Source organism: Aquimarina rubra (genome assembly GCF_042684305.1).
GTDB classification, from domain to species: domain Bacteria; phylum Bacteroidota; class Bacteroidia; order Flavobacteriales; family Flavobacteriaceae; genus Aquimarina; species Aquimarina rubra.
Genome location: NZ_JBHULE010000019.1, coordinates 1,733,282 through 1,759,924, shown reverse-complemented (window position 1 = coordinate 1,759,924; position 26,643 = coordinate 1,733,282). Strand labels below are relative to the sequence as shown.

20 protein-coding genes are annotated in these 26,643 nt (G+C 33.6%); 11 read left to right on the top strand and 9 right to left on the bottom strand.

Annotated features, from left to right (window positions below; genetic code table 11):
* The first annotated feature begins 6 nt into the window (after positions 1-6).
* The 5 genes from ACFSR1_RS16200 (at position 7) to ACFSR1_RS16180 (ending at position 11,230) form a co-directional block, all read left to right on the top strand.
* Positions 7-2,925, top strand: coding sequence for a patatin-like phospholipase family protein (locus ACFSR1_RS16200; RefSeq protein ID WP_378294061.1), 2,919 nt, complete (start codon positions 7-9; stop codon positions 2,923-2,925).
* A 115-nt stretch (positions 2,926-3,040) separates the two neighbouring features.
* Positions 3,041-7,117, top strand: coding sequence for a hybrid sensor histidine kinase/response regulator transcription factor (locus ACFSR1_RS16195; protein ID WP_378294060.1), 4,077 nt, complete (start codon positions 3,041-3,043; stop codon positions 7,115-7,117).
* Between the two features lie 176 nt (positions 7,118-7,293).
* A complete protein-coding gene (locus tag ACFSR1_RS16190; RefSeq protein WP_378294059.1) occupies positions 7,294-9,003 on the top strand; it encodes a thiol-activated cytolysin family protein in 1,710 nt (569 codons plus the stop codon).
* 440 nt (positions 9,004-9,443) lie between these two features.
* The gene (locus ACFSR1_RS16185; protein WP_378182273.1) at positions 9,444-10,640 is read left to right on the top strand and encodes a hypothetical protein; all 1,197 of its coding nucleotides are present in this window, start codon (positions 9,444-9,446) and stop codon (positions 10,638-10,640) included.
* Positions 10,641-10,882: 242 nt separating this feature from the next.
* Complete coding sequence (locus tag ACFSR1_RS16180) at positions 10,883-11,230, top strand: hypothetical protein (RefSeq protein WP_378182270.1); 348 nt, start codon at positions 10,883-10,885, stop codon at positions 11,228-11,230.
* Between the two features lie 64 nt (positions 11,231-11,294).
* On the opposite strand, the gene ACFSR1_RS16175 is transcribed toward ACFSR1_RS16180, so the two are convergent.
* From ACFSR1_RS16175 to ACFSR1_RS16145, 7 genes are all read right to left on the bottom strand, one after another.
* A complete protein-coding gene (locus tag ACFSR1_RS16175; protein ID WP_378182267.1) occupies positions 11,295-11,717 on the bottom strand; it encodes a DoxX family protein in 423 nt (140 codons plus the stop codon).
* An 88-nt stretch (positions 11,718-11,805) separates the two neighbouring features.
* Positions 11,806-12,351 (bottom strand): DUF302 domain-containing protein, encoded by a 546-nt coding sequence (locus tag ACFSR1_RS16170; protein WP_378294058.1) that lies wholly within the window; start codon positions 12,349-12,351, stop codon positions 11,806-11,808.
* Positions 12,329-12,868, bottom strand: a complete 540-nt coding sequence (locus ACFSR1_RS16165) for a hypothetical protein (protein WP_378294057.1) — start codon at positions 12,866-12,868, stop codon at positions 12,329-12,331. Before ACFSR1_RS16165 ends, ACFSR1_RS16170 begins: the two co-directional genes overlap by 23 nt.
* Positions 12,869-12,970: 102 nt before the next feature.
* Entirely contained in the window at positions 12,971-13,582 is a 612-nt protein-coding gene (locus ACFSR1_RS16160; RefSeq protein ID WP_378294056.1) for a hypothetical protein, read from the bottom strand.
* 119 nt (positions 13,583-13,701) lie between these two features.
* A complete protein-coding gene (locus ACFSR1_RS16155) occupies positions 13,702-16,440 on the bottom strand; it encodes a carboxypeptidase-like regulatory domain-containing protein (protein ID WP_378294055.1) in 2,739 nt (912 codons plus the stop codon).
* Between the two features lie 195 nt (positions 16,441-16,635).
* Positions 16,636-17,517 (bottom strand): GLPGLI family protein, encoded by an 882-nt coding sequence (locus ACFSR1_RS16150; protein ID WP_378294054.1) that lies wholly within the window; start codon positions 17,515-17,517, stop codon positions 16,636-16,638.
* Positions 17,518-17,645: 128 nt separating this feature from the next.
* Positions 17,646-18,464 carry a GLPGLI family protein gene (locus ACFSR1_RS16145; RefSeq protein ID WP_378294053.1) on the bottom strand — a complete coding sequence of 273 codons (819 nt, stop codon included), beginning with the start codon at positions 18,462-18,464 and terminating at the stop codon, positions 17,646-17,648.
* Between the two features lie 148 nt (positions 18,465-18,612).
* Between ACFSR1_RS16145 and ACFSR1_RS16140 the strand changes: the two genes are divergently transcribed.
* From ACFSR1_RS16140 to ACFSR1_RS16125, 4 genes are read left to right on the top strand one after another with little or no spacing between them, the layout of a single operon-like run.
* The gene (locus ACFSR1_RS16140; protein ID WP_378294052.1) at positions 18,613-20,106 is read left to right on the top strand and encodes a sensor histidine kinase; all 1,494 of its coding nucleotides are present in this window, start codon (positions 18,613-18,615) and stop codon (positions 20,104-20,106) included.
* A complete protein-coding gene (locus tag ACFSR1_RS16135; RefSeq protein WP_378294051.1) occupies positions 20,099-20,779 on the top strand; it encodes a response regulator transcription factor in 681 nt (226 codons plus the stop codon). The genes ACFSR1_RS16140 and ACFSR1_RS16135 overlap by 8 nt, the downstream gene beginning before the upstream one ends.
* 31 nt (positions 20,780-20,810) lie before the next feature.
* The gene (locus ACFSR1_RS16130; protein ID WP_378294050.1) at positions 20,811-21,596 is read left to right on the top strand and encodes a hypothetical protein; all 786 of its coding nucleotides are present in this window, start codon (positions 20,811-20,813) and stop codon (positions 21,594-21,596) included.
* Between the two features lie 6 nt (positions 21,597-21,602).
* The gene (locus ACFSR1_RS16125) at positions 21,603-22,217 is read left to right on the top strand and encodes a deoxynucleoside kinase (protein ID WP_378294049.1); all 615 of its coding nucleotides are present in this window, start codon (positions 21,603-21,605) and stop codon (positions 22,215-22,217) included.
* A gap of 79 nt (positions 22,218-22,296) precedes the next feature.
* Here ACFSR1_RS16125 and ACFSR1_RS16120 read toward each other — a convergent pair whose 3' ends face one another.
* Positions 22,297-22,584, bottom strand: a complete 288-nt coding sequence (locus ACFSR1_RS16120; protein ID WP_378294048.1) for a hypothetical protein — start codon at positions 22,582-22,584, stop codon at positions 22,297-22,299.
* Between the two features lie 107 nt (positions 22,585-22,691).
* On the opposite strand from ACFSR1_RS16120, the gene ACFSR1_RS16115 reads away from it, so the two are divergent.
* Positions 22,692-23,348, top strand: coding sequence for a DUF2461 domain-containing protein (locus ACFSR1_RS16115; RefSeq protein WP_378294047.1), 657 nt, complete (start codon positions 22,692-22,694; stop codon positions 23,346-23,348).
* Positions 23,349-23,350: 2 nt separating this feature from the next.
* Here ACFSR1_RS16115 and ACFSR1_RS16110 read toward each other — a convergent pair whose 3' ends face one another.
* Complete coding sequence (locus tag ACFSR1_RS16110; protein WP_378294046.1) at positions 23,351-24,592, bottom strand: 3-deoxy-D-manno-octulosonic acid transferase; 1,242 nt, start codon at positions 24,590-24,592, stop codon at positions 23,351-23,353.
* 208 nt (positions 24,593-24,800) lie between these two features.
* Here ACFSR1_RS16110 and ACFSR1_RS16105 point away from each other — a divergent pair, with 208 nt between their 5' ends.
* Positions 24,801-26,612, top strand: a complete 1,812-nt coding sequence (locus ACFSR1_RS16105) for a T9SS type A sorting domain-containing protein (RefSeq protein WP_378294045.1) — start codon at positions 24,801-24,803, stop codon at positions 26,610-26,612.
* Positions 26,613-26,643 lie beyond the last annotated feature (31 nt).

The window sequence follows — 26,643 nt, the reverse complement described above, 5'->3', positions numbered from 1 at the left end:
GAAATCATGGGAAAAACACTGCGTGTCTGCCTTGCAATGGGTGGAGGAGTTTCGTTAGGCTCGTTTTCGGGGTCAGCATTAACAGAAGCATTAAAATTACTGGTGCTTTACGGAAAGGATACTGACAAAAAAGAATATGATCAAGTAATTGTAGATGGAATGAGCGGTGCAAGTGCGGGAGCAATTGCGCTAACCATTATGCTTAAATGCCTTATTGATTACCGTTCGATGATACCATTATTTAGCGATCAACTCAAAGAAGAAGATCTTCTTGATGAAATCATTAAAGAGTATTTTGGAGGAGATAGTACAAAAGCAGAAAAACACAAGAATAAATTTGAAACCTTAAAAGCATTACAACTTGCTCAAAAAATTCAATACAAATTATGGGTAGAAGAGGTAGATTCAGTAAAACTCTACGGAGGTAAAACTGATAAAAAATATGTTGCTAATCCAACAGAATCATTTTCTTTATTAGACAGAAAATTATTAGAAGATCTCACAAAGAAATATCTAATGACATCAGATGGTGTGGATATTTCGAGAAGGCAGCTTCTAGATCCAAACCGGGTGATTTTTGCATGCTCTCTCACTAATCTCCTACCTATTGAAGTTGATTTTTTAAAAAAAGGGGTTACAAAAAATGGTTCTAATGAAAAAGATAAGTTACAGCGTAATTTCTTAAAATCTGTGGGATCCGAAAATCATTCTGAGTTACGAGTTATAGATTTCGTTTTCGATGAAGATGCAGTAAACCAGCAAGAAAAAGAAACAGATTCCAGATGGTTAAAGTTTTGTAATACTCCCAATCCAATTATTCCTACCCAATTTCGGATAAAGGATAAAGCCGCCTGGGCTACTATTTCGGCTTCTGCCCTGGCCTGTGGGGCATTTCCCATTGCATTTGAGCCTGTACTCCTTAAAAGATTTAAACAGGAATTTGGTGATAACAATGGCAACACAAACTGGCCATCATCGTTTATTGAAATACAACACGAAATAGAAGAATACAAATCCGATAGCGCCGAAATCTTTAAAGAAAATAGTTGTTTTGCCGAAGAAGGCAATAACAAATTGAATTATGAATGCTTCAATTTCCCTTATATCGATGGAGGAACATTTAATAATGAACCTATACGAGAAGCCTTTAAAATAGGTACGTTTCAAGATTTTGGTCGTAATACTCAAAATGAAGAAAGACTTATCCTCTTTGTAGATCCTATTGTGAGAAAAGAACAATATCATTCATTTAAAGTTTCTGCGTTCTCGCCGGTAAAAGTATCCGGAAGCGAAGTATCCTTTAAAAAAGAATTAGGTAAGCTTTTTGGAAATACTTCAAGTATTCTAGGAGTCCTCACTAATCAAGGGAGCATCAAAGAAGAACACAAAATAATCGATATTAAAGAAAACTTCGCATTAAGAAAAACTATTTTCAATTATCTGGATGCGAATACGGATATGAGTAGTAATCTAAATGTTGAAATTATTGCCACGGCTTTCAACAAAATCGCAAAAAACCTAACAAATGGTATTATTTCACTTGGAACCAGAGATCCAATGGAATATTTTTTAGCTGAAATAAGAAAGAATTGCGAGGATGAGAACGGAAATCAAATGGCTTGTTTTCAAATACTAAAAAAAGACCTAATAGAACTCAAGAAATTAATTGACCAAAAGATAAAAAAATCAGAAACTCTTAAAATCGATGATGCATACAGAATTTTAAAATTGGAAACTAAAGAAGATAAAAATGGATTTGCCCAAACAGTTTTTAAAGTAATCGCAGATTTTGCACTCAATACTGACGGAAAAAATGAGAATGCATATCGTGCTGCAATACTACCCGTTAATAAAAACCTGGATACCATAGAGTTACCAGGTAGCGAAATTGAAGCATTTGGAGGTTTTGCTTCATTCAAAGCCCGTAAATATGCTTTTGAATTTGCCCGTCTTAGCACGCTTTTTTCTCTTAAAGAAAGTAAAGGAGGATTTCGACCTAACAGCCCTTTTATTGCAAATGAAGGATTTAAGAGCCTAGAAAACAACTTAACAAACAAAATCGAAAACATCGATTTCTTTACTAATGGAAGCCAATATGCTGGAGAATTAGAAAATCATCTTTTTAATCCTTCAGTTATCCGTTTAAAAGGAGTTTTATTAAGCAATAAATATCTGAGATTTATTCTTCTTAAAGTTCCGTTTGTGGCCACCTCTCTATTAGGAACTGTAGCTATGCCCCTTGTTTCTATTGGGTTATTTGCAAGTTCCATTTTCAAAAAATCACCTTGGAAAGGTTCTAATATCGTAAATAATTTCATTAAGAAAAGTGTAGATCAAATTAATTACTTACCATTAGAACCAGTAACTATTTCTATCCTAAGTGATACTAAGCTCAACAAAAAGTTACTTGTACGTTGTGCTGATGGTAAAGTAGAAAAACGAAAAGTAATTGAGCGGCCGTTTCAAGTTTCTGAACATAAGACTAGATATCAATATTATTTTCAGGTATCTCTTTTAGAATATATCAAACAAGCCAATTCAATACGTCCAGAAACTGTATCCCAAAATGTTGAATCTTTAAAGATCAATTCTCAATTGATACAACGACTAGGATTGTCACTGTCTGGTAAAGTAAGAATACCAGGCAATATTGACGGTAACTTGAATCCTGAAGATAAGCGCAAAGAAATAGAGAAAAACTATTCGGATATTATTACAGAAATGCGAATTGACAGGGTAAATCTTCCATTACTTAATAACGCGATCAATGACCCGTCGACAGCGCTGCATTATTCGCTAAAAAATATTAATTACCACGTAAATCCATTACTGGAAATTGATCTTCAAAAACTAACCGAGGGATGGTATTTTAAAGAACAAACAGAATCGTTGGACAAAAAACTACAGCGCAAGACAGTAGCTTAGATCATCAGTATTTGATGGTTACACTGAAATAACCCCATAGATTATGGGGTTTTCACCTCTTTATTTGTTAATGTTCTAATGGTATTTTTATAAAACGTAAAAAAATCACTCACTAATGTTTTCCAAAAAAGTAATAGTATATCCGTTACTCTTTGTAGCACTGTTTATTCATGCTCAAAATTATAAGTTTCATCATTACACCTTAGAAGATGGTTTGTCACAAGAAACCATAAATGCAATTATAAAAGATTCCAGAGGTTTTTTATGGTTAGGGACGCAAGATGGACTCAATCGATTTGACGGTGATCGGTTTGAGATTTTCAAAAACGAAGAACACCCAAATAGTATTTCAGGAAATCATATCACTAAGCTTCTCGAAGACGATCTGGGAAAGCTATGGATAGGAACTAGTAATAACGGAGTTTGTATCTATGACCCAAACACAAAATCGATTACAAGAATAGGTGATACAGAGATCGATATGAGTGCAGCTTGTTCAGGTATAGTTAAGGATAAAAATGGAAATATCTATATTTCGTTCTTTAATCAGAGTTTGGTAAAAGTATCTCAATCTGATCATAAATCTATGGAAATCAGTAAAATAAATTTTTTTTCCAAAATCTCAGGTACTATTTCTACAATGAGTGTAATAGACAACACTCTTTTTGTTGGCACTAAAGAAGGAAATCTATTCTATAGTGATCTAGACAGAAACGGTACTAATTTCAAAGAATATAAACACGAACATAATTGGAGAAACATCAAGTCTATTGTTAGAGACACATATGGGCAAGTGTTAATTGGCACTGATTCTGGACTCTGGAAACTAAACTTTCAAGAAAAGACTAGCACACAATTAAAAATTAAAAGAGACCCATCATTTAGTAACCTAAGTGTTGCAGATATCATCGTAAATAAAGATAATGTCTGGATCGCAACAGACAACGGACTTTATCATCTAAAAGACTATAAACAAGATCTTTTGGAATTTGATACTTTTAAAAGGTATAGAGGAGACAACAATTTAAGCAACACCATTTCCTCAAGTAATGTACATTGCTTGTATCAGGATGACGAGTTTTTATGGATCGGAGCAAACAAATTGGATGTATTAGAATTCAATCCTCCTGTTTTCAGGACGCTTCAAAATTCAGATGTAGGCTGTTCTAAAAAACCATTTGTAAACAATCACATTTATTCCATTTTAAAAGAAAAAAAAAGGACCTGGGTAGGAACCAGAGGTGGAATGAACCTAATTACGAATGATAGCACCTATAACTTCAGAAAAACTGATAAACCCAACTCTATTGCATACGATGTGGTTAGAGGAATTGAAAGAGATATTGATAATAATTTATGGATTGCTACTACAAAAGGAGTTTCTATTCTCAATCTCAAAAAATTCTCACCAGACGATCCTAAATTTATACCCCTTCTTCACAATCCCGTAGACGATTCTTCACTTAGCGAAAATAACACCAGATCCATATTTGTTGATCGGGATCACAACATATGGATCACAACTTTCGGAGGAGGAATCAACTTATTTACGGGTGACGTGAAAGCAGAAAAATTTAGCTTTAAACATTTTAAAAACATTCCGGGCTATGATAACTCTATAAGTTCAGATTTGGTATTAACGATGATACAAGACCACCAAAAAAACTACTGGATCGCCACCAAAAACGGGTTAAACCGATTGAATTTTGAAGACGATAATTTCGAAAAACCATCTTTTAAAACATTTAGAAATATACCCGGAGACACAACTTCTTTGTCTAATAACTCTGTTTTGAGTGTATTTGAAGATTCTGACCACGTGCTATGGGTAGGTACCCAAAACGGGTTACATAAGTTTGATGCCAGTAAAGAAACTTTTAAAGTTTACGGTAAAAAAGAAGGATTGCTTAATCCGGTGGTCTATAATATTCTAGAAGATGAAAATAAAAATCTATGGATGAGCACCAATTTCGGTCTATTTCGTTTCAATAAAAAAACTGAAATCTTTTCAAATTTTAACTCAGGAGATGGATTACTAAGCACAGAATTTAATCTGGGAGCTGCATTTAAGGACCCAAAAACCAATGAATTGTACTTTGGTGGCATCAATGGTTTAAACTTTTTTAAACCGGAAAAGGTTTCTGACCTTGATAGAGAAGGCGCAATACTATTGACAGAACTTAGGATCAAGAATAATATAGAAGTTCCTTCTGCTAATGATACTTCGGTACTAAAGAAAAATATCATTACAACCAAGAGTATTCAATTAAAACACGATCAATTCCCTTTTTATCTAAGTTTTTCTAACATGGATTTTAGAGCTTTTAAAAACAATAAATATCTCTACAAACTTAATCCTGTTGATGATACTTGGAATGATTTATCCAATACTCAAGAAATACAATTTCCTAGCCTTTCTCCAGGAACCTACAAATTACAAATACAAGGAAAAACTAGAAATCAAATCTGGGATAAAGATCCATTGGAACTGGAAATAGAAATTCTTCCTCCCTGGTGGAAAACAAACATAATGTATACAGTATATATTTTAATAATCGTTTTTATTCTTTTTACGATACACCGATTTTTATTAGCAAGAAAATTAAACATTCAGGAAGCTCAAAAACTCAGAGAGATAGACGAACAAAAAAGCAAATTATATACCAATATTACGCACGAATTCAGGACTCCATTAACTGTTATTTTAGGAATAAATAATACGTTAAAGGAACGTCTGGCATCCAATAAGTGTTCTCAATATCTCGAACATTGTGAGATGATACGTAGAAATGGAAAAAACATGCTACAGTTGGTAAATCAAATGCTAGACTTGGCAAAACTGGAAGAAGGAAAATTAAAACTACATTTACAACAAGGTAATATCGCCGAATTCTGCCGGTATATTGTTTCGAGCTATTCATCACTTGCCGAATCTAAAAATATATCAATAGCTTTTTATACGGAACAAGAAAATATCCGCATGGATTTTGATCAGGATAAAATACAACAGATATTATCTAATCTCTTAACCAATGCCATAAAGTTTAGTGATTTAGGATCTGATATTGTGGTTCATCTTCATCAGAAAAATGATGATTTTACCCTAAAAGTAAAAGATTCAGGAAAAGGAATTCCTAAAGAAAAAATAACGCAAATCTTCGATCGATTCTATCAAGTAGAGCACGTAGACAAAATAGAGCAAGCAGGAACTGGCATTGGCTTATCCCTTACAAAAGAATTAGTTACCTTAATGGACGGCAATATCGAAGTTGACAGCACACTGCATCAAGGGTCTATTTTTACTGTAATCATACCTATTACTAACACCGCAAAAGTTACCGCAGAATTTTCAATGAATAAAAAACCGTCACCAAAGACAAAAACATATCCACAAGAAACAGCACAAAACATAACAAGCAAAAACGATCGACCACTTGTTTTAGTAGTGGATGACAATAAGGATATTATACAACTTTTATCAGTTTCTTTAACAGATAGCTATATCGTAGTTGCTGCAAGTAACGGTAATGAAGGAATGGAAAAAGCAATACAACTCATCCCTGATATCATTATTTGTGATGTGATGATGCCAGAAAAAGACGGACTGGAGTTATGTGACATCCTGAAAAAAGATGAAAGAACCAGTCATATTCCTATCATTTTATTAACGGCCAAGGTGACCGAAAATGACAAAATTGCGGGCTTACTGCACGGTGCAGATGCTTATCTCCACAAACCTTTTAGCAAAACAGAGTTGCTTGTACGTATCGAAAAACTGATTTCTCTTCGCACAATCCTTCAACAAAAATTTTCATTGAATTCTTCTTGGCAAACAGTTTCGGATAAAAAGATGAATACTAAAAACAAAGACTTCATTGATAAAGTACTTACGAGTATTGAAAAAAACCTGGATAATACTAATTATGGTAAACTGGAACTCTCAGAAGATTTACATCTTAGTGAATCACAAGCTTATAGAAAGATCAAAGCAATTACTGGTTTTTCTACAGCTATCTTTATTCGAAAAGTACGTTTACAAAAAGCTAAATTCTTACTACAAACAACGGATCATAATGTTTCTGAAGTATCGTATATGACAGGCTTTAGTAATCCAAGTTGGTTTTGCAAAGCTTTTAAAGAAGAATATGATCAGCCACCCAATGCAATGCGAAACTCTTTGGTATCCAATTAATACAAACGTTTTTCTTCTTTGAATTGCAATCATAGTACATGGATTTTTTTTGCAGCGCAATGATACTTCAAATCTATGAAGAGATACTTCCATTCATTTAGTAAGGTTCAGATTAATATTGTTTCGAGAACGAAATACGATCTCATAAAACAGTATTCATCTAAACATACAAAATCATGAAAACAATTGAAAAAAAAGATCCAAAGGGAAAACAAGGAGAAAAAACAGGTAAAAGAAAAACAGCAGCCCGTAAAACCCGACCAAAAGTAAAAACAACAACAGGAAGGAGTGGTAGATCTCCTCAAAAACCGCAAAAAGAAGCCGTAACTAAAAAACCGGTAAAAGACATTATTAAAAAAAGACCTCAGCAAACCCAGCTCAAGGATAAAACCATTGCCAAATTTAAAAGAGATAACACAGAGGTAAAATATGTGGTACAAAAATCTAATAAAAAACGTGCTGCACAAGCCAAAACTACTACATCTAACCTGCCAGAAACCAAAGAAGAGGTGATAAATGATTTGATCTGTACTACAAAATATGTTGAAGAAAGTGTAGAAAATGCAGATCAATACATCCTAAGTCCATTATCTAGTATATGGTTGGGTGCGGCAATGAACCTAGACGATTTAAACAGAGGTGTTTATTCTAATAACACAGAAGATAGAAGACCTATCACCATCTCTAATAGTTTTGGATATGCAGGTGAGAATTACAAAACCATACAAAACCCGAGTAAGCACAAAGTTCATCAGGCGACGGTTTCGTTAAAAAATCAAGAAATCGTTCAGAATCCCGGTACGCAAATGCAATTTGATCTATTCGAGGTAAACTCTAGTGAGCAATTAAAGCTCCATTTTGGAGCAGAAGCACAGATCGGGTCAGTTAACATAGCAGGGGCTTCAGATTTTAATTTTACTACCACAAACAAAAATTATATGGCGGTATTTAAACAAGTATTCTATACCGAATCAGTTTCGCCAATAGATAAAAGTAAATTTTTTAAAGACAGATCGGCAAACGACAAAGATATTTATGTTTCATCCATTGCGTGGGGAAGATTAGTTTTACTCACCATAGAATCCAGTTCTTCAGAACAGGAAATTTCTGCAATGCTCAATGCTACCTTTGGAGAAAGAGTAAGTGCAGAATTTCAGGCAGAGTACGAAAAAACGGTTAGTGAATCTAATATCCAATTGTATATTTTGGGTGGTGGATCGCAATCTGCAGGTACTTTAATTTCGGATTTATCCCAGTTAACCAGTTATATTTCTGACAATTCAGAATATCATCCACTTAATAATCCGGGTAGTCCGATTATTTATCAATTTACTTCTGCCGGATCCGGAGCTTTAACCAGTGTATTGTCTTCTACATCTTATCCCCTACAAGTATGTGTTCCATATACAGGAAAATATGAAGTAGAAATTCAAAATATTGAAGTGGTTAAAAAGAATAAAAACAAAAACCTGAATGTGTATGGTAAAGTGACCGTTAAGGCATATACAAAAATGAAGAATAAAACTTCTGGAAGTTATTCAAATCCACCGGGAGGCGCAACCGCCTGGAACGAAGGAAAGAAAGAAGCAGTAAAACTTGGTGAAGGCGAAAAAGAAAGGATCAAATCCAAAAAAGTATTGACGTTTGATAAGCTTACTGAAATCGACGATAAAGCGTCTTACATAGAAATCAAAGGAGACTTATCCGAAAAAGAAGCATTGAAATCAGACCATCTGGGAGTGAAAACAAAGAAAATTTATATCTATGACCTTCCTAATTACGCTTCATCTGCGGGTAGTATAAATGATGATAATTATTTAGAATTTAGAGACGGAAAAGGAATTATTAGAGTAAACTTTGGTATTAAATCATTAAATAGTTATTAATAAAACTCTCCGGAAATATTTTAAGAGGCTGTCTAAAAAGCAACTTTACTATGTCAAACTGAGCTTGTCGAAGTTTTTAACTTTTTGCTTTTCAAAATGTCTTCGACAGGCTCAGACTGACAATTTTAGATTGTTTACGCTTTTTAGACAGCTTCTTTTTATGTATTAAATAACCTATAACAAAGATTGTTTTCATCTTTTTTAAAGAAGATTGAGTATTCTTAATGCACTACTAAAACCCTTGCAAACACTTGTTTCAAAGACAATTCATTTTCTGATTTGCAACAATAACACATGCTATTTTTGATCATAGAAAGGATACTGCAACCTTTTGAAAATATACTACAATTCCATCCTCCTGATTCCTTCTAATATTGCTTTTGAAATCGAGATACAAAAAGAGTATCAAATCAAATAATAATATTTTAATTCTAAACATTATGAAAATCAAAATCACATTTGACAAATTGTATGTGACGGACAACGGGGATCCATCACACGAAACAAACGGAGAATTGTATTACAGTTTTAAAGTCAATGGAAAATCATTGATTAGTAGATCAAAAAGTAATCCGAAAAAAGTAAAAGACAAGGCGACTATCCAACTAAATAAATGTAAAGAACTGGATGTAAAAGACAACGAAACTATTAAAGTTAGTGGATATGTAGGAGACTCAGACAAAGGATTTAACGGAAAAGATGAGTATGATGACTTTTCTGTTATTTTAAAGAATTCTAATAACTGGAAAGAAGGGAGTAACTCCGTACATCTGGTAGATGGACGACTAAACGTTACGTTATATTATGAGGTAGAAATAGAAGGCTCTACAAACACCACAGGCCTCAATACACCTAAAAAATCGGCTTCGCTTACTTTGGTGTCTTTTGATGATAGCAAATTCTACAACTTAGTTCAGAATGCTCATAACAACTATAGTTTAGGTTTTGAAGGCTATGACAAAAGTGTGTTAATGAAAAAAGTATACACCTCCTTTCCAAAACCAAGTGAACACGTTAAAGATACTACAAAGAAAAAGTTTCTTGAAAAATTAACCGAGCTAGCAGATAATGGATATTTTATTGATGTTATCATCCATAGTCACGGGACTTATGAAAAAGTCACACTGGATGACGGAGAAGTAATCACCAACAATGATATCCAAAGTCTTGCTACCGGAAAATATGCAGGTGGTAAATTTCCATTACGTATGGTATATATGGTAAATTGCAATGGGTCTACACTGAATAACAATTTCATCAACGCCGGTGCCAAAGCTGTGTGTGGAGCCAAGTTTATCAACTTTATGCCTAATCAAGCCAACAAGTTCATCAGGGAATGGAATGATGGAGAGCGTTTTGATACGGCGATTAGGAACTCTGACACGGCTTCTTCCAGAACGGTGATGCATTCCTTGATTGTAGCTGATTCGAAAACAACAAAGTTTGAACCTAAATGTAAAATCTTTAGTACGGTTCTAGGTAAAAGCGATTGTGCAGAAGCCTACTTTACCAAATTCTGGTTAGCAAAAAAAGAGTATGACTCTAATAAAAGTGGAAAAGACAATATGAACGCATCTTCAAAAATGATTATTTCTGGTGATGCAGGATTGCGAAAAGCAGATAGACCTTCGTGGTAATAAAACTGTTATATCAGATGTGAATAGTGTTAAAGGATTTAAGTTACTTCGAGTTATACCGATAACAATCTGGATCGTATCGAGAAACATTTTGAACTATAAATTTTCTTTGTTTTCGATATACCGAATCAATGATTTGGCACTCCAACAACGAAAATTTTTTAACATTATACACATTATTTCATTTGTTAAAGAATAGGCGTAATTTTTGATATCTTTTCAAAACTTAAAAACATCTTGTTATGAAAACTGATACATACACCAAATCTGTATTGACTATTATTGCTGTTTGTCTAAGCATTATCGTGCTAAAAGACATTGATATCATTCCGAAAGCGTATGCTGAAGGTTCAACTACTACCTTATCAAACTATGGATTAGTTCCTGTTAACGAAGACGGAACAATCACCGTAAAGTTGGACACTTCTAATGAAATTGATGTAAACATAAAAAGCATTAGCACGTATGATAAGCTTAAAGTAGATCTCAACCAAATCAGCACCAGTGAAGAGTTAAATGTAAATATCGATGAAATAGGCGGTAGCTATGTTTCAAGTGGTGGACCTATCAAAGTAAAAATCCAGAATTGATTCTGGATTTTTGTTTTCGTTAATTTCATATTACCAAACTCGCTCGGAGTAAAAACAACTCCCCTTATTGCTGCATCTTCAAATAGTAATCTACAGAATGCTTTCCTGAACCGTAAAACAAAAAGAAAACACATAGTAAAAACACCACACTGGCAATAACCAAATTGGCCACGTTCATTTCTCCGACAAAATTGATAACAATTGCCCCGATTAACAGTGGTAATTGCGCAGCAACAGACCAGCGAGTCAATAAACCGAAAGCAATGAGAATTCCACCGATTAAATGTGCGGGAGCTACATAATGAATAACGATCATACCGCCAGCAAGGTTCTGAACGGGTTTAAGTAAGTCTACTAATATCTGACTATTGCTGATGAAATTAATTCCTTTTAAGAATAAAAATACTCCTAATGCAATTCTAAGAAGATCTAATGGATAATACGTATGGGCATTAGCCCATTTATTTAATGACTTTATAGTTGGCATAATGAAAAATGTATTGATTAGACCACTATAAGATACTGATTTTTAACGTGATAAAAAACACAAATTAAAAAGCCACAAATAAAATATACTATAAACCAGATGCTACTGAGGTAATTTTATCCAGAGCCGCGCTTATTTTATTAAGCACTTCTTGAGTACCCCCTATTTCGTGACGCTGTTGTAAATATTGAGGGTCATTGTATGAAATTCTCACTACATTTTGTTCATCTTGCCAAACCATAATTTTTTGTGGGAGATCCAATCCGGTTGTTTGGGCATTTTGCATCAAAGGAGTTCCTAATTTGGGATTTCCAAACATTACAATTCTGGTTGGCCTTAGCTCTAATCCTACAGAAGCCGCATTTGCCTGATGATCAAGTTCTGCAATAATTTTCAGATTTGGATTATTAGAAATTACCTCTATAAGTGTGCTATACGTTTCTTCAAAACTCTTAGTACTTTCTTTGGTTACTATTCCTTCTTTTGCTGCAGTTTCCATACGCTCTAATTCATTTTGTACTGTTTTAGACGTATCATTCGCAGTTTGATTACAGGAAATCAAAGTAAGGATATATAGAAAAAAGAAAACTATTCTTTTCGCACCTTTGATTTTAGTATAAGGCTTGATTTTCATTGCTTTTATAATCACAATCATTCATATTAATATACCAAGCCATCTTTACATTATCGCTATACTGATCGCTTTTATCCACTTCAGTATGATCCAAATACACTTGGGTCATTTCTCCGGTGGTTCCTAAAACAGCATACCAATAATGAGTTTTTACGAGATTTATGTGATGCTGTTCTCTGGAGGGTGCTTGCCCCATAATTCTTGACAACTGAGCATACACTTGACCTTTATTAATTGTTAAAAACTGCCCTTCTGCAGTATGTTCTACTGCAAAAACCCCGGTAAGACCATCCTTTTTATACTCGCTATAAACTCCCCAACCGACTCTTATTTCACACCCTTGACGAACTGCATTTTTTAGATTATCAATACTTCCCGACAGGGCATTTCCCTTTTCGTCATTGGCATAAATGACTTGCCATCCTTTGTTGTTATCTACTACATTTTCTTTTTGTGTTGTGGTATTACAAGAACTCAAGAAAACCACTGAAAATAGTATTATAATATCCCTAAACATCCAATAACTTTTGGTTTAAAGATAACTTAAAACCAAATCAAAATTAAATTTCATCCGTTATTTTTAATTGTTTAAGTCCAATTCCTTGTTAGGAAAAGTTTCTTATTTAAAATCTACTGTAATAATAAAATAGTGAGGAATATTAAAATGACTTCCCAATTTTTCCGGTCGAATATTGGATTGCGCTACTTCGCAATAAGAAGCTGAACCATTCTCGTGCATGTTTGGTGTAATTAAAGCTAGCACTGCATTTTTGCCTTTTATCGGCATGTTAAGTTCTGGGTTACTGCCAAAAAAGTCTTTGAGTGCATATTTTTCTGCATTATCATCTAGGTCAAAATACAATTTTTTACTCCCAAAGTTTTTGCCTCTCATTTGTATCTTCAATTTTCTATCACTAAGCTTAAAGTAGAAACTTAGCATTTCTTTTTCAGAAGCTACTTTAAAATAATCTAATTCAGTTCCATCAAAAAGAATATTTCGAGTTAACTCTTTGCCATTTTTATATTCAACAACTTCAATTACATAAGACATCCCTTCAATGTTTTCACCTTCAAAAATCAGCTTCTCTAAAAAAATGTTTTCGAAGTCAATAAGTCCTTGTAGATCTATGTTTTTAAATCCATATTCGTTAGTCATTTTAACTGTTGTTTGGGATAATCCAAAATCTGAAATTGCTAAAAAAAGAAGTGCCGTAAATAGTTTTAAGTTCATAATAAATTAAGTTTTTTGATGATGTAATATGTTTGGATATATAAAGGGTGCTACTGGAGCGCAGTATTGTCCATAACACCATATTTTTTTTGATATTTTCAGAATCTGATATAGTCTTATTACAAATTATACTTTATAGTTAAAATCCAGAATCGTGGTTGTACAACATAACTAGAAGTACTATTAAAAAGCTCATTAAAACTATCCCTGTTTATACTTTCGGTATCCAAAAGATTCGTGACCGAAAACTTATATTCCCATTTACTGTCCGGTTTTTGATAAAACACTTCTGCATCCCAAAAACTGTATTCATTTAAGGTAGTACTCGCGTCACTATAGTTATAATAACTGTAGGATGATTTCAGCAAAAATCCTTTGGCAAAAGCCCAATCTAATCTTGCAAAAGGACGACTGGTATAAAAAGTACTTTCTGCACCATTATTATTATAATCATTAACAGTAATACTATAACCTAAGTCAAAATTTGGGCCTTTTTTAAAATTCGTAGACCATTCTGTTTGGTATGTTTGTGTAAGACTTATACTCTCGCTTGGCAATGTGTTTACAATGTTATTAAAGCTGGACCAACTTACATTCGCTGCTAGATTCCCTTTGATCTTCCCAAAAGTCCTTGTGAAATTTCCGTTTGCAGTAAGTACTTGATCTGCAAGATTTGAGTTAATCGGAGTATTTACCCGGTTAATCCCGGTAACTATGCTCGTGTTTTTTATAGGATTCCGTCTATTAGAATAACTTATTCTTGCAAAAATATTGGTGTAATTAAACATATTAAAACTAAAATAGTTTAGGGAATAGTTATCATACAATCCGTTCTCCAGGTTTCGATTTCCTTGAGATAAAGAATTGTAATTATTGAAAACATACCCTTCTGCAAGGTTATTTATATCCGTATAATTAGCTGTAATTGAATAATTAAAACGTAAGCTCTCGCTTTTTTTAAACTGAACCAGTGCAAAGAAGTCAGGTAATACCAACCATTCATTCTGGTTGATGGTGGTCCCTAGTTGCGTATCGCTGAGATCATAATTATGAACGCTAACTCCTGGATTAAATGTAAAAATACCCGTGATGAATTTGTAATGTAATCCTGCGTATAGATCCCTAAAATTATAGGTTACATCATTGTTAAATTCCTCTGTCTCAAAGTTATTCTGGTTTCCGGTATCCAAAATCTGAAAAATCTCGGAATCAAAGTTTTGAGTGCTTAATGTTGATCCCAATGTAAAATTGAGATTACTTTTTTTATTCAACACATAGTAATAATCCAGTTTTGCATCCAATTTACTGGTCTTTATATTTTTTTGTTGATTGATGTTATATCGTTCTGATTCTTCTAAAGGCTCATAAGTATCTGCATCAGGATCATTGGGATCATTGATTTGAGTAAAAACACCTCTAAAAGGGATTTCTGATCTAATCGCATTGTAAAATGGATCCTCTTCCTGGAACAGATGTTGCGCTTCCAAAGAAAAGATGTTTTTAGTGTCTAGTGTATAATACGCATTTAGATTCTGTTGGATCGAAAAAGGCGTGTTCTCTAATCTTTCGTTGATATCTTCAGAAATATCTCCTCTTACAGAAAGAAAAGTATCATCTTCTTCTTGTTTAGAAACTTTGCCAAAAACATCATAATCCAATCTAAAGTCACTATTAGGCCTATAACTTGCACTCATTTTTAACAACCCTAAAGTACTTTGCTGTTGTGTATTATCAAAAGTCTCTTCTATTGTATTGTCTGTTGGATCCGATGTATCGTCAATATAAGTTCTTCTTGTATTTGTTATCAAATCTGTTTTGGTATCGCTAACAATTCCGTAACCACTAATATCTAATTTCTTACTTGCTGACATACTAAAATTAGCGGCACCAAACTTGGTATTAATCTCATTAGCACGATTGTTTTGTAATACAGCAAAAGCCAAGTCATCTGTGGTGATATTAAAAGATGTACCTCCTCTATTTAAATTTCTGAAACCACCGGTGAAATTAAAGTAATCTCTTCTGGTAAATGGCACTTCTCCAATATCATTAAAATCTGTAAGGATATTAATGCTGTACTTTGGACTGTAATAAAAGAGTTTTGGTTTTACTAAATATCGTTCTGTTTCTCCTACTCCGGCACCTGCGGTTATTTCTCCAAACCAAAAGTTCTTTTTTCCTTCTTTTAGTTTGATATTAATCGCTACTTGATCCTGGTTATTACGTAAACCACGCATTTGTCCCACATCTTCATAATTTCTCAAAACTTCTACTTTATCCAAAGCATCCGCGGGTATATTTTTGGTGGCTAGTTTAGAATCTCCATCAAAAAAATCTTTTCCTTCTACCATTACTTTAGAAACTGTTTTCCCTTCGACTTCTATTTCGCCATCCTCATTTACTTCGATTCCTGGTAGTTTTTCTAACACATCCCCTAATTTTTTTTCACTACCGGTGGTAAATGAATCTGTGTTATACACCAGGGTATCTCCCTTGACCACCACAGGCATTTCATATACAATTTCTACTTCATCCAGACTGTTCTCTTCTGATTTCATTTCAAAATTAGCGATCGCATCGGCGGTATTTACAGTAACCGTCTTATCGTTTGCAGAAAGGCCTATAAAACTAACTTTGAGAATATATGTGTCATTAGTGGGTACCGAAATTTTATATTTCCCTTTATCATTTGTAATTCCATAAGCGGTCATAGCATTGTCTGATTTTTTATACGCAATGACGTTTGCCATTTCCAGTGGATTACCTAAAGAATCTTTAACAAATCCGCTAATCTGAACTTTTTGTGCAGACATAGTGATCCCGACCAATAAGATGGTATACAGTATTATTTTGTTCATTTTTTTGATTGATTTATGACATTGTCATCATTAGACTTTTACGCTGAGAATCTAAGCCAATAGAAGACCAACAAAGTCCTAGTTTTCATTTGCACATCGACAACACTTCGACGGGCCTGTCCTGAGCTTATCGAAGGGCTCAGTGTGACATTGAAATTCTATTTTACTTAACTATATTGAATTTTTATACAAATACTAATTCCTGCGTCCTCCGCCCAGACCACCTCTTCCTCTTCGTTGTGTGCTAAACTGCTCGATCATTTCTTCTACTTTCTCTTTTGTGATATCATCAAATTCCTTTTGAGACACTTCTTTTCCTTTAGTGGGTGCTTTAATTTCTTCTTTTTCTTTAGTATTTAGCACTATCTTATTACACAACACGGTAGTTCTTCCTTCCTGAATCTCTAGAATCAAACCCGGTAATCCCCAATAAGATCCCGGACCTTGATTTACCGGAATCTCGGGAGTATACCAGGCAATTACCTCTATTTCGTTTGATGTTTCGGATCCATTCTGAACATCTTGACTATTTGCTTGATCATCGGCTCCGTTTTCTCTCTGTTCTCTTTGTTGTCTAGCTTTCCTTCTCATCGCTCTCCAATCCATAAGTTCATTTACTTTTTTGGTGGTGGTTGCCTTAAAACAAGTATAGTTTCCTATTTTCTTTGTCTCATTTACTAAGGTCCAATTGTATGTTATCAATGAGTCTTTGATCAAAAAGTTTTTACCATAAAATTCGCGTTGATCATAGTATTGACCTTCTTGGATATTTTTATAGTAATTATTAGATGTAAAACCAGAAAGCGTGGTTCCCCATCTTCCACCTCCTTCTGATGTGTCTAATTGTGCTTCTTCTTTATACGTAGCTGCACTTTTATTAAACGCAAGGATGAATGTTTTTTCCATAGCGGATTTCATTCGATCTGCAATAGCTTTTTTCTGGTCTTCAGACATTTGTCGCCTACCAAAATCCATATCCATTCCTGTTTTACTGAAATAATAGGCTTTTCCTTGAAAATCCTGTGCTGTTGTTAAAAGGGTAGTAAGAATACTTACTAATGTCATTAAAGTCTTCATGTTAGGCAGTTTTAAAACTTTTAGACTCCATTATTAACACGTAGTTTAATCAATGAAAGTTAATTATATCCTAAAAAAACCTGCATAAAATATAGTATCTGTAACGTCTCTTGATTGATTTCTGATGATTACCCTCTTATTCTTATTTGCATACTATTTCCATCATCTCGTTGTGGTCTTCTATCCTGCATTTCCTTCATTTTTTTCTGTAAAATTTCTTCGAATTTAGTTTCTGACACAACTTTACCTTTTCCTGGAGGTATAATCTCTACCTTTTTCTTTGGATTCAGCACTATTTTATTACATAGCATGCTTTGTTGTCCATCGTTAACCTCCATAATTAATCCAGGTAATCCCCAAAAAACAGAAGGTCCATTATTAATCGGAATTTCTGGAGTATACCAAGCAGTAATAGTGATTTCTACCTCTTCTACCTCCTGGTTTTCTTCAGAATTATTGAAAGAAACACTTCTAGAACGTTGTTCTGTTCTTTTGGCAGTAGCTTTGTAACAGGTATAGTTTCCTATTTTTTTGGTTTCATTCTCTAGTTTCCAGTTTAACTTCGTAAGTGAATCTTTGACCAAAAATAGTTTACCCAACATATCCCGTTGTGCAACAAATCGTTCTTCTTTATTATTTTTATATAAGATATCCGAGGCTCCCGACCCTGCAACCATTACTCTCACTCCTGTTGCCGGTTGAGGAGTTCCTAAACGCTCTTCTTCTTTATAAACAGATTCTATCTTATTGAATTGTAATGTATACTCTTTCTGAAATTGTTTTTTCATCATTTCATGAATCTGTTTTTGCATTTCAGAATTTACTTGCGTACTATCCAGTTGTATATCTAATTTTCTGTTTGTCTGGTAGGTAGCAATCCCTTGAAAATCCTGTGCCGAGATATTTCCTGCGATGAATAGGGTTGTCAGTAAGAATAATCTTATCATAATCATATCTTTTAGTTATTATTGATATTTGTTTATTTGAACTGTTCTTTCGCAAAGATGAAGAGTAAATATGAACCAAACCGTTAACCAGTGTTAACGAGTGTTAAGCGATAGTTTTTATCTAAAATAAGTACCTTACTTTTGAACTATGAAGAAAAGAAACTACAAAACGATATTATACTTTATTGGCTTTGTAATTATTGTAACTATTGGCATACAGATATATTGGAATTATATAAACTATCAGTCCGGAAAGCAACAATTGATTAACGAAGTACAGATCAGCCTGGATAATGCCGTAGATCAATATTTTATAGAACTCGCTGAGGAAAACACCATTGGTTTTATTGCCAGTGATTCTACCTACAACCTCAATAAAACTATCCAGTTGGATAGCCTTATCAATAAGATTGACATCTCCAATAAAAACTTCAAAGGGTTAGATTCTATACATTTAAAGATCGATGCGTCTAACTTGGTTCAAGATTCATTAGTAAATGACAGTTTACGTAAAAATCAAGCACTAAGAAACGCAAAGGCGCTGCGCTTTTCCAGAAACTTCGTTTTATTAAAAAACAAAGATTCTATTGATGATGTTTTTAGAACCCTTACGTCTAAAATCATTATTTCTCTTACTCAAGACTCCATTGGGCTTCAAAAAATAGATACGTTGCTTAAAGAAGAGTTACTTCGTAAAAATGTAAATGTAACTTACGGATTAAAACTTGATCCCAGAACAACACCCATTAAGACCTTACATGATGACATTATAGCATCTGCCTCATTAAGTACCGCATCAAAATCAGCCTATCTTCCTAAATCCAGCAAGCTCGAACTTTACTTTACTAATGAAAAACTTATTATTTTTAGAAAGAATTTATTAGGTATACTATTATCTTTCTTACTGGCAGGAGCCGTAATTGGCTGTCTTCTTTATCTTTTAAAAATCATCAATCACCAAAAACAGTTAGCCGAGCTAAAAAATGATCTCATTAGTAATATCACACACGAGTTTAAAACCCCAATTGCAACCATCAGTGCGGCTTTAGAAGCTATCCAAAATTTTAATCAGGAAAATGACTCGGAAAAAACCAAAAAATATGTGCAAATGTCTTCCAATCAATTGGAAAAATTAAATACGATGGTAGAAAAGATTCTGGAAACCGCGACGCTGGATAGCGAAGAGTTACAACTTAATATAGAAAAAATAAATCTAGTAGACCTTATTGACAGTATCACCAAAAAACATCAAACGAATTCTCCGGACAAAAAGATAGTATTTACCAGTACACAAGATAACATTTGGAAAAAAGTTGATCCATTTCATTTTGAAAACGCCATCAATAATATGGTGGATAACGCTATCAAATATGGTGGTGATACGATTGAAGTATTTTTAAAAAATATAAAATCTAATATTATTCTTGAGGTAATGGATAATGGAACCTCATTAACAAAAGCCCAAAAAGATAAGATCTTTGAGAAGTTTTATCGTGTACCAAAAGGGAATACGCACGATGTAAAAGGATTTGGTATTGGATTATTTTACACCAAGACTATTGTTGAAAAACACGGAGGAACTATAGAATTGTTGCTTGAGCAAGAACGAACTAATTTTAAAATCACTTTACCTAATGGCTGAAATTATTGACATCGTATTGGCTGAAGATGAGCCTTCTTTAGGGCAAATTATCAAAGAAAGTCTGGAAACCAGAAATTTCAAAGTACATCTCGCGCAAAATGGAGAAGAAGCACTTGCTCTATACAAATCCGTTAGCCCAAAACTATTGGTGCTGGATGTGATGATGCCTAAAAAAGATGGCTTTACATTGGCCAAAGAAATCCGATTAGAAGACGAAACCATCCCGATCATATTTCTAACAGCAAAATCCCAAACACAAGACGTAGTAGAAGGTTTTACGATTGGTGGAAATGATTACCTAAAAAAGCCTTTTAGTATGGAAGAGCTGATTGTTAGAATTAATAATCTACTACACAGAACCAAAACACAACTAAGTGCTGAAGCATTAACCATCGGAAAATATATTTTTGATTTCCCAAAACAGATATTGACTTACGAAGATACATCGTATCCACTTACGCATAGAGAAGCACATTTATTATTTCATTTGGTAAAAAACAAAAACCAAGTGTTGGATCGTTCTATGATTCTTAAGAAACTTTGGGGTGATGATGATTTCTTTAATGGCAGGAGTATGGACGTATTTATTACCAAACTTAGAAAAAAACTAAAACAAGACGATACCATCCAGATTATTAATGTTAGAGGATTTGGGTATAAATTAGTTTGTTAGAAACGACCTTATTTTTGTACTTTGCTGGTTTATGAACAAATTTATATTCTTCATACTTCTCATTGGCTGTAGTACTCATAGTTATGCTCAAAGAAATGTAGTGGTACAAGATTCTATTTCGCTAGAAGCTGATCAGTTTTTAGGCATCGATTCTTTTGGTGCCATATATTTTACCAAAGGAAATATATTTTATAAAAAATGGAATGGTCAGAAGTGGCAGTTTGGAGATTTTATTTTAGGACAACTTACCCAGGTATCCATTCTTAATCCACTAAAAATTGTGTTATTCTACGAATCCTCTAACACCCTGGTTTTAGTCGATAAATATTTAAACGAAATAAACAGGATTAATTTTAATACGATTGCCGAATTTAAGAGTCTTTCCCTGGTTTCTCCGGCAAATGATAATAGCAGCTGGCTTTTTGATAATAACACCCAGCAATTAGAAGTATTTAATACTATTTCTAACAAAACACTAGTGGCTACACAACCTATTAATGAACTCCCAACTACATTAAGAAGCAACTTTAATTACTGCTGGATACTGACTTCTGAAACACTTTCGCAGTTTAATATATATGGAAGTCTACTGAGTAGAACTCAAAATGAAGGATTTACCGATATGAGAATTATCAACAATGATCTTGTCTTACTGAAAGAAAACAATTTGTATTATCGAACTTCGGCTACAGAAAAAATAGAAAAAATAAATCTTCCTGAAATTCCTGTAAAACAGTTTTATGTTACTAATGAAATCCTTTATATTTACCACCAAAGTAAGATTTACAGTTTTGATCTAACACCCCAAAAAAATTAATCTATTATGCACGTAGCCATTGCAGGAAATATTGGTGCCGGAAAAACAACATTGACCAAATTATTGGCAAAACATTATCGATGGGAGCCTCAATTCGAAGATGTATTAGAAAATCCTTATCTAGAGGATTTTTATAATAAAATGGAGCGATGGTCTTTTAATCTGCAAATTTATTTCCTGAATAGTCGATTTAGACAAATCCTGGAGATTAGAGAAAGCGGAAAAGATATCATTCAGGATAGAACGATCTATGAAGATGCATATATATTTGCTCCAAACCTTCACGCAATGGGATTAATGACCAATCGTGATTTTGAAAATTATAAATCACTATTTGATCTGATGGAAAGTGTGGTAGAAGGTCCTGACTTACTTATTTACTTGCGCAGCAGTATTCCTAATTTGGTTGCACAAATCCACAAACGTGGTCGTGAATATGAAAACACCATCAGTATTGATTACCTAAGCCGATTAAACGAACGGTATGAAGCCTGGGCACATGGATATGATAAAGGTAATCTGTTGATTGTAGATGTAGACCACCTTAACTTTGTAGACAATCCAGAGGATCTGGGGAATATCATAAACCGAATTGATGCAGAATTAAACGGATTATTCTAAAAATAACAAAGGCCTTTCTTCATCGAAAGGCCTTCTTTTTTGAACTTGGAGTAACAAGTTTCTTTTTTACTTAAACTTCTTAAGACTGTTGCTCTTCTTCAGTTTCAGTTTCCTCCTTTTTATCTTCGTTTACTGCTTTTTCCAAAGATTTATCAAGTTCTTCTCCAGCTTCTTTTACTGCCTTTTCTGCTTCTTTTTCAATCTCGGCTGCTTCTTTTACAGCTTCTTCTGCAGCATTTTCTGCCTCTTTTTGTACTTCGCTGGTTTCTTCTGTGGCATTTTCAGTTTCTTTATTTGTATCTCTACAAGAAACAAACGCTACATTTAAAGTAAATAAAAACACTAAGGCTAAAATTACTTTTTTCATAATATAAAAATTTTAGTTGTTATTATACGGCTATAACGGTATTCTATTCGCGCTATTTCTATTACCTTGGTAATGTTTTCACAAAAAATCTTAATTTTTTTAACAGAATGAATTTCAGTGATTTATTTCAATTCCTTTCAGAATTACAACAAAACAACAACAAAGAATGGATGGATGCTAACCGAAAATGGTATCAACAACTTCGAAACTCTTTTATAAATTGGTTGGATCATCTAGACACAGAACTAGCCAAAATTGATCCGGATTATTATCCAACTTCTGGCAGAAAAGGAATTAACAGGATAAACAATAATCTTCTTTTCCATCCTAATAAACCCGTTTATAAAGATCATTTTGCCGCTGGATTAGATCAACGATCCAAACAAGGAGATTTTTATATACAGATCGGAATTAACGATTGTGAATTGGCTGGAGGCTATTGGAAACCAAATCATAAAATCCTGCATAGTATTCGCGAAGCTATTGATTATAACGGCGAAGAATTACTTAAGATCATAAGTAAAAAAAGTTTTCAAAAGACATTTGGTGAATTATACGATGACGGAGATTCTTTAAAAAAAGCCCCTAAAGGATTTACGATGGATCACGAACACATCGATTTATTGCGTCTTAAAACTATCGCTGTTATTCATCCTCTGACCAAAGAAGAAATTCTACAAGATGATTTTAATGAAAAAGTAATAGAAGTTTATAAAGAAATGCTTCCTTTTAGACGATACTTAAATGAGGCCGTAACGGTATAGATTTAGTCTATTTTCTCATCCAAATATTTTACAATCATATCGGTTGCTCCTGTATTACTATTGATAAAATGACCGGCAATCATTCCGGTTTGTTGCCTAAACCTTTTATTCTCGATCAACTTGTTCATTATTTTAGAGAATTCGGTTGAATTCGATACAGAAAATAATCCCGCAAGTTTCTGAAGCTGTTTGGCTTCTCTAAATTTTTCAAAATGCTGTCCTATAATAATTGGAATTCCGAAGGTGGCAGGTTCCAAAATATTATGCAATCCAGAGGTTCCCATAGCTCCACCAACATAGGCAATATCTCCGTAACTGTAAACGCGCGATAAATAACCTATGGTATTCATAATAAATACCTGGTAATCGTTCAGGCTCTTTCCTTCTTTATTAGAAAACAGCACAGTCTTTTTGGTCAACTTTCGCTTCAGCTCCTGTACACCATTATCTTTTATCTCGTGCGGTGCAATAATGAAACATAGATCATCCGAGGCTTGATTTACATAGTCTAAGAATACCTCTTCATCTTCTTGCCAGGAACTTCCCATAACAACGCAAAGTCTATCTCCAATAAATTCTGAAATGAAATCCACCTGATTATCCATTTCAATCTGGTGTGCAACTCTATCAAAACGGGTGTCACCACTAATAGTAACATTATCAAAACCAGCTTGATGCAATAATTTTTGAGAAATAGCATCCTGAACAAAAAAATGATCTACTTTTTTTAATGCATTTCGCATAAAGCCTCCATACCACTTAAAAAATGCTTGATCCTCTCTAAAAACCGCAGATATAATAGTAATAGGTATCGATTTATTATTTAATTCCTTCAAATAGTTGGGCCAGAACTCGTACTTCACAAAAACAGCAAGTTTGGGATGTACCAGCTTTATGAATTTTCTGGCATTTAATTTAGTATCTATCGGTAGATACACGATTACATCGGCGAGCGCACTATTCTTTTTCACTTCATATCCCGAAGGAGAGAAAAAAGTAACTAACAATGTATGATCAGGATATTTTTTCTTCAGTATTTCCATCACCGGAACTCCTTGTTCATATTCTCCCAAAGAAGCACAATGAAACCAAATTACCTTATCATCTGATTGTATCCTCTTTTGTAATACTTCAAAAACTGTTTTTCTTCCTTTTGCGAATAATGAAAGTTTTGGACTTATGCTTCCAATAACAGGAAGCAATGCATTGAATGCCGAAATAAGAAGATTGTAGAAAAAATTCAAGAGTTCTGATTTTATATGCTGCTAAAATACGGCTCTTTCTGTTAAAATTCAGTCAAACTTTTGGGCCAAAAGATCAATTTATCAAATTGACAATAAATTAGTATAATTAGCATTTCGATAAAAATAAATTTGAATTTTTACATTTTTAACAAAATTAATTCAATAAAATTATTAAATTGACACCAACTATCACACAAACTCAAATCTTATGAAATTAAAATTTACTCTAATTGCATTATTTTCTTGTGCAGTATTATTTTCGCAAAACTTTTTGGAAGTACAACTTCCTAAACCCGATAAGTTAAATCCATTTTTTATTGGTCCACTTCTGAAATCTACTATTCATTATGGTGTTACTCCACCTAATTACAATGGAAAAGTAATTCTATTTAATCACGGGTATATAGACCTTAATCAGACACAATTTTTGTTTGACAATTCTTTCTACCAAAAAACCTATGACGAAGGATATCAAGCAGTTTTTGTTGCTACTACCCGAGGCGGTGGCATATGGGTCAACGGAGAATTATTGGCAGAATCTATCGATATTATCACAGCAAAGTATAATGTATCGGATGTGTCTATTATAGCGCATAGTAATGGAGGAAAAGCTGCCGAAGCTGCTATGATACAGTATGGCAAAAAAAACAAGGTAAGTCAGGTTTTTGCCTTGGGAACACCTTATTGGGGAACATATTTAGCAGATATTTCTCAGATGCCCTGGTTAAACTGGGCGTGGCGCCTAACAGGATTAAACGAAGGTGCCAGAACCTCTACTACCTATTATTGCCGGGATGTTGTGCGTCCTTATTTAGATAATAACTCCAATAATGAACCAGAAAAATTTGTTGTATTAGGTGCTTCAGGGTATTTTAATGGATCTAACCTTTTGGCCAGAGCAGCTTTTACCACAACCGGTGGGATTTTACTACCGGTTCAGGGAGCAAATGATGGGGTTGCTCCTTATAGAAGTACATTAAGACCAGGAGCAGAATATGTATTCAGAAAAAATGATTATCGCGCTTTTTTTGACCATATTGATGTTAGTTTAGGACAATTTAGCTGGCGTTATGTAAAATCATATTTGCAAAATCGTTCTCAGAAAAGCAATCAATCTTTAGAAACCAACATTGCGGATAACCATATCACTACCAGTAACTATTATATCATTCATTCTGAAAATGAATATGATCAAATTACATTGGATAAAAACTCAACATTTGCAGTTGCAGAAATTATCCACGAAAATCCAATAGCAGAGTTTCAGGGCTTTGACCTAAATCAAAAACAAATAAACATAACAAAAACTCACCATGCAGAGGATCACAAAACCGTAATTCCATTATCCTCAAATCATATTAAACTAAAAAGCGAATCTCGTTTTGCTGCTTTTATCAAACAGAATAATGGCATCACTATGTCTCTAGAACATCAAGTAAAAAATAACTATCCTACTTTAAAGGTTGATGTTTTATCCGAGAAAAAAAATAATGAATTACTGCAAAATACCGAAATACGTGGAGTTATTATCAAAACTTCAAAAATTGATGGTACTCCACTTAAAAACGATCCTGAGATCATTACTTTTGATAAAAAGAACGGTAGTTTTTATTTCGACACTAAAAATCTGGAAGAAGGTGTTTATAGCTTGTTTCTTAACTCAGAAAGCAAGGGTAATTTTAAAAGAAGTATCATTTCTGGATTTGTGGTTGGAGATGTACTAAAGGCTTTGAGCAACAGCACCGAAAACTCAGATTTACTCAATCAAACCGACAGATCTATTCAAATCACACCAAATTCAGTAAAAAATTATGCGTTATTGTCACTTCAAGGGTATGATATTTCTGATAAACTATCATTAGGTGTATATGATATTACAGGAAAAAAGATAACCGATTTTGTTGTCCCGGCAAATCAAAATTCGCAGTATAATATCTCTGAGAAACTACAGCCATTATCAGCTGGCATATATCTTTTACAGGTTAATAATCTGAAAACTATAAAATTTGTAAAAGAATAATAGTATAAATATCTGAGATAAAAGCTTTTGC

Excerpts from the sequence above, each read along its gene's own strand:
- ACFSR1_RS16200 (WP_378294061.1), top strand. The coding sequence starts at position 7 with ATGGGAAAAACACTGCGTGTCTGCCTTGCAATGGGTGGAGGAGTTTCG.
- ACFSR1_RS16195 (WP_378294060.1), top strand. The coding sequence starts at position 3,041 with ATGTTTTCCAAAAAAGTAATAGTATATCCGTTACTCTTTGTAGCACTG.
- ACFSR1_RS16190 (WP_378294059.1), top strand. The coding sequence starts at position 7,294 with ATGAAAACAATTGAAAAAAAAGATCCAAAGGGAAAACAAGGAGAAAAA.
- ACFSR1_RS16185 (WP_378182273.1), top strand. The coding sequence starts at position 9,444 with ATGAAAATCAAAATCACATTTGACAAATTGTATGTGACGGACAACGGG.
- ACFSR1_RS16180 (WP_378182270.1), top strand. The coding sequence starts at position 10,883 with ATGAAAACTGATACATACACCAAATCTGTATTGACTATTATTGCTGTT.
- ACFSR1_RS16175 (WP_378182267.1), bottom strand. The coding sequence starts at position 11,717 with ATGCCAACTATAAAGTCATTAAATAAATGGGCTAATGCCCATACGTAT.
- ACFSR1_RS16170 (WP_378294058.1), bottom strand. The coding sequence starts at position 12,351 with ATGAAAATCAAGCCTTATACTAAAATCAAAGGTGCGAAAAGAATAGTT.
- ACFSR1_RS16165 (WP_378294057.1), bottom strand. The coding sequence starts at position 12,868 with ATGTTTAGGGATATTATAATACTATTTTCAGTGGTTTTCTTGAGTTCT.
- ACFSR1_RS16160 (WP_378294056.1), bottom strand. The coding sequence starts at position 13,582 with ATGAACTTAAAACTATTTACGGCACTTCTTTTTTTAGCAATTTCAGAT.
- ACFSR1_RS16155 (WP_378294055.1), bottom strand. The coding sequence starts at position 16,440 with ATGAACAAAATAATACTGTATACCATCTTATTGGTCGGGATCACTATG.
- ACFSR1_RS16150 (WP_378294054.1), bottom strand. The coding sequence starts at position 17,517 with ATGAAGACTTTAATGACATTAGTAAGTATTCTTACTACCCTTTTAACA.
- ACFSR1_RS16145 (WP_378294053.1), bottom strand. The coding sequence starts at position 18,464 with ATGATAAGATTATTCTTACTGACAACCCTATTCATCGCAGGAAATATC.
- ACFSR1_RS16140 (WP_378294052.1), top strand. The coding sequence starts at position 18,613 with ATGAAGAAAAGAAACTACAAAACGATATTATACTTTATTGGCTTTGTA.
- ACFSR1_RS16135 (WP_378294051.1), top strand. The coding sequence starts at position 20,099 with ATGGCTGAAATTATTGACATCGTATTGGCTGAAGATGAGCCTTCTTTA.
- ACFSR1_RS16130 (WP_378294050.1), top strand. The coding sequence starts at position 20,811 with ATGAACAAATTTATATTCTTCATACTTCTCATTGGCTGTAGTACTCAT.
- ACFSR1_RS16125 (WP_378294049.1), top strand. The coding sequence starts at position 21,603 with ATGCACGTAGCCATTGCAGGAAATATTGGTGCCGGAAAAACAACATTG.
- ACFSR1_RS16120 (WP_378294048.1), bottom strand. The coding sequence starts at position 22,584 with ATGAAAAAAGTAATTTTAGCCTTAGTGTTTTTATTTACTTTAAATGTA.
- ACFSR1_RS16115 (WP_378294047.1), top strand. The coding sequence starts at position 22,692 with ATGAATTTCAGTGATTTATTTCAATTCCTTTCAGAATTACAACAAAAC.
- ACFSR1_RS16105 (WP_378294045.1), top strand. The coding sequence starts at position 24,801 with ATGAAATTAAAATTTACTCTAATTGCATTATTTTCTTGTGCAGTATTA.